The sequence below is a fragment of the Mesorhizobium sp. M4A.F.Ca.ET.022.05.2.1 genome (assembly GCF_003998845.1).
GTDB lineage: Bacteria > Pseudomonadota > Alphaproteobacteria > Rhizobiales > Rhizobiaceae > Mesorhizobium.
The window spans coordinates 1-8134 of sequence record NZ_RZOJ01000279.1; the positions used below are offsets into that span (position 1 = coordinate 1).

An 8134-nucleotide genomic window follows, 5' to 3' on the forward strand; every position below is an offset into this window, starting at 1 on the left:
CTGTTCTACTCCTTCGGCGCCATCGGCGGCCCGTTCGCGGCCTCGGCGGCGATGCAATATTTCGGACCGGGCGCCCTGTTTGTGTTCAGCGCCGTCGTCTATGCGGTGCTGATCCTCGTCATCCTCTACCGCATGCAGGTGCGCTCCGGCGTGCCGGCCGACAGACGCAGCCCTTTCACCGCGCTCTTGCGCACATCGACGGTGTTCGCGCGGCTGGCGCGGCGCAGCGGCGATTCCGATGGATCGAGCGAGCCATGACCTTGCGGCGGCTTGACGAAAGCGCCCGCGGCTGAAATTGAAAGGGACCTAATTTGTTCTTAAAAGCGATTTGATGCACGTCATCACCACCCAAGCTGAGCTCGAGAGCGCCATCGCCGCGTTCGAAAAGTCGGAATTCGTCACCGTCGATACCGAGTTCATCCGCGAGACGACATTTTGGCCGATCCTGTGCCTGATCCAGATGGCCTCGCCCGGCCTGACCGCGCTGATCGACCCGCTCGCGCCCGACATCGACCTGAAACCGTTCTTCCGGCTGATGGCCAACGAGGCCGTGGTCAAGGTCTTCCACGCCGCGCGCCAGGACATCGAAATCATCGTCCATCTCGGCGATCTCATGCCGCACCCGGTGTTCGACACCCAGGTGGCGGCGATGGTCTGCGGCTTCGGCGACAGCGTCTCCTACGACCAGCTGGTGCAGCGCATCACCGGTGCCCGGCTCGACAAATCCTCGCGTTTCACTGACTGGCGCCACCGGCCGCTCTCCGACAAGCAGCTCGACTACGCGCTCGCCGACGTGACCCATCTGATTGAGGTCTACAGGAAGCTCAGCGCCGAGCTCAAGCGCGAGAACCGCGCCCATTGGCTCAACGAGGAAATGGAGGTGCTGACCTCGCGCCAGACCTACGATCCGCACCCCGAGGATGCCTGGAAGCGTCTGAAGATGCGGCTGCGCAAGCCGCAGGAGCTGGCGATCGTGCAGGCGGTCGCCGCCTGGCGCGAACGCGAGGCGCGCGAGCGCGACGTGCCGCGCGGCCGGGTGCTGAAGGACGATGCCATCTATGAGATCGCGCAGCAGGCGCCGCGCGATTCCACCGCGCTCGGCCGGCTGCGCACCACGCCGAAAGGTTGGGAGCGCTCGGCGACCGCAACGGCGCTGCTGGGCGCCGTCACCACCGCGCTTGCCCTGCCCAGGGAGGCGATGCCGAAGCTGCCGAAGACGTTCCAGCCGCCCGAAGGTTCGAGTGCCGCGGCGGAGCTGCTCAAGGTGCTCTTGCGCATGATCGCCGAAAAGGAAGGCGTCGCCTCGAAGGTGCTCGCCTCCAGCGACGATATCGACCGCATCGCGGCCGAGGGCGAGGATGCCGATGTGCCGGCTCTTCAGGGCTGGCGGCGGGCGGTGTTCGGCGAACAGGCGCTGAAGCTGGTGCGCGGCGAGATCGGCATTAAGTTCGACAAGCGCAAGATTGCGCTGTTCGACCTGTAGCATCTTCCCTTCTCCCCAAGATGGATCGCCGCGCAGCGCCGAGACGGATGGCTGGAAGAAATGCGATGTAGCAAAATCGAGCGATTTTAAGCACTTGCGTCGCCAGCGCTTCACTCCGTCCGACACCCTCATCCGACCGAGCCTTGCTCGGTCACCTTCTCCCACAAGGGGAGAAAGTGAGCCAAGGTCGATTCAGCCCGCCCCAAGAAGGTGCAACGCGAACAACACCCAGGCCAGCAGTAGAACCACCGCGCCGAAGAAGAAGACGGAGCTGCGGTGGCGCAGGTTGTTGCTGCTGAGATGCACCCAGGCGTGGGCGTAGCGCGACAGGATGAATATCCACGCCAGCGTAAGCGTCAAATAGTTGACGCCGTTGGTCATGAACAGCGCCAGGCACAGCGCGTGAAACAGCACCGGCAATTCGAACTGATTGATCAGATTGTTGGCGACGGTGACGCAGGAGGCCGGCTCGGTGGTGCGGACCTTGTACTGGCCGACCTTTGCCTCGCCTGACTTGACGGCAAAGTACCGGCGCCGGGCCATCACGAGATAGACAATATAGACCAGCAGAACGTGCGCCAGCATCGGCCAGAAGATCGCGGTCTGGCTCACGGCTGCTCGCCGCCCTGCCCGGCCTGCCGCTGATCCGCCAGGTAGAAGACCGCTATGACGCTCACGGGGATCGCCAGCAGCGCGAATTTGGTGACGGTCAGGGCCGAGGCGAAGGCGAGCGAATCGGGATTGGCCGTCTGGAAATCGGACAGCAGCCGCGCCACGGCGAGATTCTGCGCGTAGTCGGCCAGCGTATAGGGCAGCACGAGCACGAGGGCCAACAGCGACTGGGCGGGGGCGGCCATCGTCCGGAATTTGGCCAGCCGGCGCCCGGTGACCAGAAGGAGGCTGAGCAGGGTCAGCGACAGGAGCGCCGGGAACAGGAGGTCGAAGGTCAGATAGTGCCAAACGAGGATGATCTCGCCGCCGCGCCGGCCAAGCGCGGTGAGCCAGGCCATGCCTTCATCCGGGGTGAAGCCGGCAAGGCGCATGTCGAGCGACGGCAGTCCGCCGCTCAAGCGGCGGAAATAGAAGAATTCCAGCAGGGTCATGGCGACAAAGACCGCCAGCGTGACGAACGAGAGCGCTGCGGTGTGGCGCGACAGCCGAAGCGCTGTCGCCGTCAGGTTGCGCCAAAGCCTGTAACGATCCCGTTGGTCAGGCTCGGCGGCCTGATCAAATTCCGCCCGGATAGTTCGGGCTTTCGCGGGTGATCGTGACGTCATGGGCGTGGCTTTCACGAAGTCCGGCGTTGGATATGCGCACAAAGGTGGCGCGTTCTCGGAAATCGGCAAGATCGCGGCCACCGACATAACCCATAGCGGCTTTCAGGCCGCCTGCAAGCTGGTGCAGCACGCCAGCCACAGGTCCTTTGTAGGGAACCTGCCCTTCGATGCCTTCCGGGACCAGTTTCAGCGTGTCGCGGACCTCGGCCTGGAAGTAGCGATCGGCCGAGCCGCGCGCCATGGCGCCGACCGAGCCCATGCCGCGATAGGCCTTAAACGAGCGGCCCTGGTGCAGATAGACCTCGCCCGGGCTCTCGTCGGTGCCGGCCAGCAGCGAGCCGATCATGGCGGCGCCGGCGCCAGCGGCGAGCGCCTTGGCGAGATCGCCCGAATATTTGATGCCGCCGTCGGCAATCACCGTCACGCCCTTTTTGTGCGCCGTCTCGACCGCCGACATGATCGCCGAAAGCTGCGGCACGCCGACGCCGGCGACGATTCGCGTGGTGCAGATCGAGCCTGGACCGATGCCGACCTTGACGGCGTCGGCGCCGGCGTCGATCAGCGCCTGCGTGCCTTCCGCAGTGGCGACGTTGCCGGCCAGGATGCGCACCGAATTCGAAAGCTTCTTCGCCCGGGTCACCGCGTCCAGCACGCGCTGCGAGTGGCCGTGCGCGGTGTCGATGACCAGAAGATCGACGCCGGCATCGATGAGGCGTTCGGCACGCTCGAAGCCGTCATCGCCGACGCTGGTGGCGGCGGCGGCGCGTAGCCGTCCCTGCGCATCCTTGGTGGCGTGCGGGTTGAGCTGCGACTTCTCGATGTCCTTGACGGTGATCAGGCCGACGCAATTGCCCTTCCTGTCGACGACGACCAGCTTCTCGATGCGGTGCTTGTGCAAGAGCCGCTTGGCCTCATCCTGGTCGACATTCTCCTTCACCGTGATCAGGTTCTCGCGGGTCATCAACTCATAGACCTTCTGCGAGGGATCGGAAGCGAAACGCACGTCTCGGTTGGTCAGGATGCCGACCAGCCGGCCGACCGTATGGCCGCCGGTGCCGCCGTTCTCGACCACCGGAATGCCCGAAATCGAGTAGGTGCGCATCAGCGCCAGCGCGTCGGCGAGCGTGGCGTCCGGACCGATGGTGACGGGATTCACCACCATGCCGGATTCGAACTTCTTCACCTGGCGGACCTGCTCTGCCTGCTCGGCTGGCGAGAAATTGCGGTGGATGACGCCGATGCCGCCGGCCTGGGCCATGGCGATAGCGAGCCGGGCCTCGGTGACGGTGTCCATGGCGGCCGACAGGATCGGCACGTTGAGGTCGATGTCGCCGGCGATGCGGGTGCGGATGTCGGTCTCGCCGGGCATGACCTCGGAATGACCGGGCTGCAGCAGCACGTCGTCAAAGGTCAGCGCCAGCGCGCCGGTGGACGTTTCGATGATTTTTGCCATGGCCAGTCCTTCGAACACGAAAAAGCCTGGGGAATACAAAAAAGCGCTGGACCGTTATGGACAGCGCCGACTCGTTTCTTCCCTTTCAGGATTGGCGCTGGCTGGTAACACGTCGCGATGACATTGAAAAGACGATGATTGCATGTCATCGCAAGTGCTGGGTTGCCCTGATGGCGGCCACGAAGGACTGCGGTCGCATGACCTGATCGCAATTGCCCGCTTTTTGGGTGGCGGCGGCACAGCGATCAGAATCGGTGAATGCTCGATCTCTTCGCCGGCGCGAGCAGGTACTCGACGGGCACCCTTGTTACATTTTGATCTAGGGTTGCGTCGGAACGTTGATTGGCTCGACTGCCGTGATGCCGATGACATATGGCCACCAGGGGTTGCGGTCGCGCAAAAGTGACAGCAATTTAATGCGACACTCGGGCCAATGCGTGATAACCGCCCGGGCATGCCGGCTCGCCCCCAAGCCAGGCTCCGGATTCGTGAAGACAAATCAGGGCGTTCCCTTGAACCGCATCATTCCGCTCATCCTGGCGGTCGCACTTTTCATGGAGAACATGGATTCGACCGTGATCGCGACGTCGCTGCCGGCGATCGCCGTCGACATCCACACCAGCCCGATCGCGCTCAAGCTGGCGCTGACCGCCTATCTGGTGTCGCTGGCGATCTTCATTCCGATCAGCGGCTGGATGGCCGACCGCTTCGGCGCCAAGAACGTCTTTCGCGCCGCGATCGCCGTCTTCATCCTCGGCTCCGTCGCTTGCGCCATATCCAATTCACTGCCGGCCTTTGTCGTCTCCCGTTTCCTGCAAGGTATCGGCGGCGCGATGATGACTCCGGTCGGCCGCCTGGTGCTGGTGCGCGCCACGCCGAAGAGCGAGCTGGTCGCGGCGATGTCCTGGCTGACCGTGCCGGCCCTGGTCGGACCGCTCGTCGGTCCACCGATCGGCGGCTTCATCACCACCTACTTCACCTGGCACTGGATCTTCCTGATCAATGTGCCAATCGGGCTTATCGGCATCTGGCTCGCCACCCGCTTCCTGCCGGAGACCGAGCCCGCCGAGACGCCGCCGCTGGATTTCCCCGGCTTCGTGCTGAGCGGGCTTGCGGCATCGGGCGTCGTTTTCGGCCTGTCGGTGGTCAGCCTGCCGGCCTTGCCGCCGATCGCCGGCTTCATCACCGTGGCGGTCGGGCTGGTGTCGGGCGTGCTCTATCTTCTGCATGCCAGGCGCGCTGAAAATCCGCTGCTTGCGCTGGATCTGTTCCGCAACCAGGTGTTCCGCTCCTCGGTGCTCGGGGGCTCGCTGTTTCGCATCGGCATCGGCGCGGTGCCGTTCCTTTTGCCGCTGATGTTCCAGATCGGCTTCGGGCTGACACCATTCCAGTCGGGCATGATCACCTTCGTTTCGGCGATCGGCGCCATCGGCGTGAAATTCGTCACCGCGCTGATCTTCAGGCTTGCCGGCTTCCGCCGGGTGCTTATTTCGGGCTCGCTGATCGCGGCCGGGTCGATCGCCATCTATGGGCTGTTCACCCCCGAAACGCCCTATGCGCTGATGCTTGTCATATTGCTGGTTGGCGGCTTCATCCGCTCGATGTTCTTCACCGGCGTCAACGCGCTCTCCTATGCCGAGGTGTCGGCCGAAGATACCAGCAAGGCAACGCCGATCACGGCGGTGTTCCAGCAGCTGTCGATCGCGCTCGGCGTGGCGCTGGCCGGCGGTATCCTGGAAGTCTCGACGTCGATTCATGGCGGGCCGCTGACACTCAGCGACTTCCATGTCGCCTTTTTCATCGTGGCGGCGGTGTCGGCGGTGGCTTCGCTGACGTTCATGCGGCTGGCGTCCGATGCCGGCAACGCGGTGTCCGGACATGGCCGGCTGGCAACACCAAAGACGCTGGAACCGGCGAGGTCGCCGGGGAAGTGAAGCGCCTCTCCTTCTCCCCCTGTGGGAGAAGGTGGATCGGCGCGCAGCGCCGAGACGATTGAGGGGTGCGCCACGGATCGCCGTCTTTGCCAAGCCGGATTGCCCCTCATCCGGCCGCTGCGCAGCCACCTTCTCCCACAAGGAGAGAAGGGAAAGGCGCTAGCCCTTAAAATCCTTCGCCAGCAGATAGAGCTCCACCGACTCGTCGCGGGAGGCCGGCGGCTTGACGTGGTGGACCGAGCGGAAGTTCTGCTTCAACACAGACAGCAGCTCGTTCTCCGCACCGCCCTGGAAAGTCTTGGCGAGGAAGTGCCCGCCGGGCTTCAACACCGAGAGCGCGAAATCGGCGGCCACTTCGCACAGATGCATGGTGCGCAGGTGATCGGTGCGGCGATGGCCCGTGGTGGGCGCCGCCATGTCCGACAGGACGACGTCCGGCTGGCCGCCAAGCGCCTCCGACAGCTTCTGCGGCGCCTCGGGGTCGAGGAAATCCATCAGCAGCACCGGGGCGCCCGGCACGGCGTCCATTTCCAGATAGTCGATGCCGACGACATGCGGGTTCTCCGCCGTCGACTTCGTCCGCGCGGCCGCCACCTGGCACCAGCCCCCGGGGGCGGCGCCGAGGTCGATCACCTTCATGCCCGGCTTCAGCAGATGGTGCTTGTCGTCGATCTCGATCAGTTTGTAGGCAGCGCGGGATCTGAATCCGTCCGCTTTCGAGCGCTGCACATAGGGATCATTCATGTGGCGCTCGAGCCAGCGGCGCGAGGATTCCTTCAGGCCGCTCTTCTTCTTGATCCGGGTCTTCAGCACCCGAATGCCGCCACCCGGCTTTTCCGGCTTCCTTGCCATTAGCGACCCCGCCCGTCACTGCGCCAGACGCCGTCATCGGCCATCAGCTCACTCAAGATGCCCTCGCGCAGGCCCCGGTCGGCGACGCGCAGCCTCTCTGACGGCCAGACGCCGCGGATCGCCTCCAGGATGGCACAGCCGGCGAGCACGAGATCGGCGCGGTCGGCGCCGATGCAAGGGTTGGCGACACGCTGCTGGAAATCCCAGCCGACCAGTTTTTCGACCATGCGGTCGACGCTCTGCCGGTCCATCCACAGGCCGTCGACCCGACGGCGGTCATAGCGCTCAAGTTCGAGATGGACGCCGGCGAGCGTCGTCACCGTGCCCGAGGTGCCGAGCAAGTGGAATTTCGGACTGGCGAGAACATGCGCGAGCCGGTCGCGTCCATCGAAGGACTTCAGCCGCGCCGCCACGTCCTCGACCATTGCGGCGAAGGTCTTGCGCGTCACCGTGCGGCCGCCGAAGCGCTCGGCCAGCGAAACGACGCCGACGGGCAACGATGTCCAGGAGACGATGTGGTTGGCGAGCCGCGGCGAGCGATGGCCGGTAAGGTCGATCAGCGCAATCTCGGAGGAGCCGCCGCCGATATCGAACAGCACCACGCCCTGCGTGTCACGCTCGACCAGCGAGCCGCAGCCCGATACCGCCAGCCTGGCCTCGGTCTGGCGGTCGATGATCTCCAGCTTCAGCCCCGACTCGCGCTCGACACGATCGAGGAAATCGACACCGTTTTCGGCCGCGCGGCAGGCTTCCGTCGCGATCAGCCGCGCCTTCCTGATCTTGCGGTTGCGCAATTTCTCGCCGCACACCTTGAGCGCCTCGACGGCGCGATCCATTGCCGCCTGACCAAGCCGACCGGTTGCGGTCAGCCCCTCGCCCAGCCTGACGATGCGCGAGAAGGCGTCGATGACGCGGAACTGGCCGTGGCGCGTCGGCACTGCAACCAGCAGGCGGCAGTTGTTGGTGCCAAGATCGAGCGCGGCGAAGACAGGCAGTTCCTGCTGCGGCGGGCGCGGCCCGCTTTGCATCGGCCTGCCCTGTGCGGCGGGCGGAGGCGGCGGGACTGGCGCTGGCAGCGGCTGCCCGGCTGGCGCACTGGCGGCGGGCGCCGATTGCCCCGCAGTCGCGGCATGAT

The 8134-nt window shown here is 65.0% G+C and carries 7 protein-coding genes and 1 pseudogene; 3 read left to right on the forward strand and 5 right to left on the reverse strand.

What is annotated here, in order from left to right; all coding sequences use genetic code 11:
* Both EN745_RS24425 and rnd read left to right on the forward strand, forming a co-directional pair.
* Window positions 1-258 (forward strand): annotated as a pseudogene (locus EN745_RS24425) (MFS transporter); the annotation flags it as partial.
* Between the two features lie 73 nt (window positions 259-331).
* Window positions 332-1483 carry a ribonuclease D gene (gene rnd / locus EN745_RS24430; protein WP_126054983.1) on the forward strand — a complete coding sequence of 384 codons (1152 nt, stop codon included), beginning with the start codon at window positions 332-334 and terminating at the stop codon, window positions 1481-1483.
* A 192-nt stretch (window positions 1484-1675) separates the two neighbouring features.
* Here the strand turns inward: rnd and EN745_RS24435 are convergent, their stop codons facing one another.
* The 3 genes from EN745_RS24435 to guaB are packed head-to-tail and all read right to left on the reverse strand — an operon-like array spanning window position 1676 to window position 4213.
* Window positions 1676-2095, reverse strand: a complete 420-nt coding sequence (locus EN745_RS24435) for an MAPEG family protein (RefSeq protein ID WP_127406605.1) — start codon at window positions 2093-2095, stop codon at window positions 1676-1678.
* Window positions 2092-2760, reverse strand: a complete 669-nt coding sequence (locus EN745_RS24440) for a hypothetical protein (protein WP_127422463.1) — start codon at window positions 2758-2760, stop codon at window positions 2092-2094. Before EN745_RS24440 ends, EN745_RS24435 begins: the two co-directional genes overlap by 4 nt.
* A complete protein-coding gene (guaB, locus tag EN745_RS24445) occupies window positions 2711-4213 on the reverse strand; it encodes an IMP dehydrogenase (protein WP_126054986.1) in 1503 nt (500 codons plus the stop codon). Before guaB ends, EN745_RS24440 begins: the two co-directional genes overlap by 50 nt.
* 512 nt (window positions 4214-4725) lie before the next feature.
* On the opposite strand from guaB, the gene EN745_RS24450 reads away from it, so the two are divergent.
* Window positions 4726-6147, forward strand: coding sequence for an MFS transporter (locus EN745_RS24450; RefSeq protein ID WP_127406607.1), 1422 nt, complete (start codon window positions 4726-4728; stop codon window positions 6145-6147).
* A gap of 159 nt (window positions 6148-6306) precedes the next feature.
* Here the strand turns inward: EN745_RS24450 and EN745_RS24455 are convergent, their stop codons facing one another.
* Both EN745_RS24455 and EN745_RS24460 read right to left on the reverse strand, forming a co-directional pair.
* Window positions 6307-6999 carry an RlmE family RNA methyltransferase gene (locus EN745_RS24455; protein ID WP_126054988.1) on the reverse strand — a complete coding sequence of 231 codons (693 nt, stop codon included), beginning with the start codon at window positions 6997-6999 and terminating at the stop codon, window positions 6307-6309.
* The coding region (locus EN745_RS24460) for a Ppx/GppA phosphatase family protein (protein ID WP_245487823.1) at window positions 6999-8134 on the reverse strand (1136 nt) is incomplete at its 5' end. The genes EN745_RS24455 and EN745_RS24460, both read right to left, overlap by 1 nt.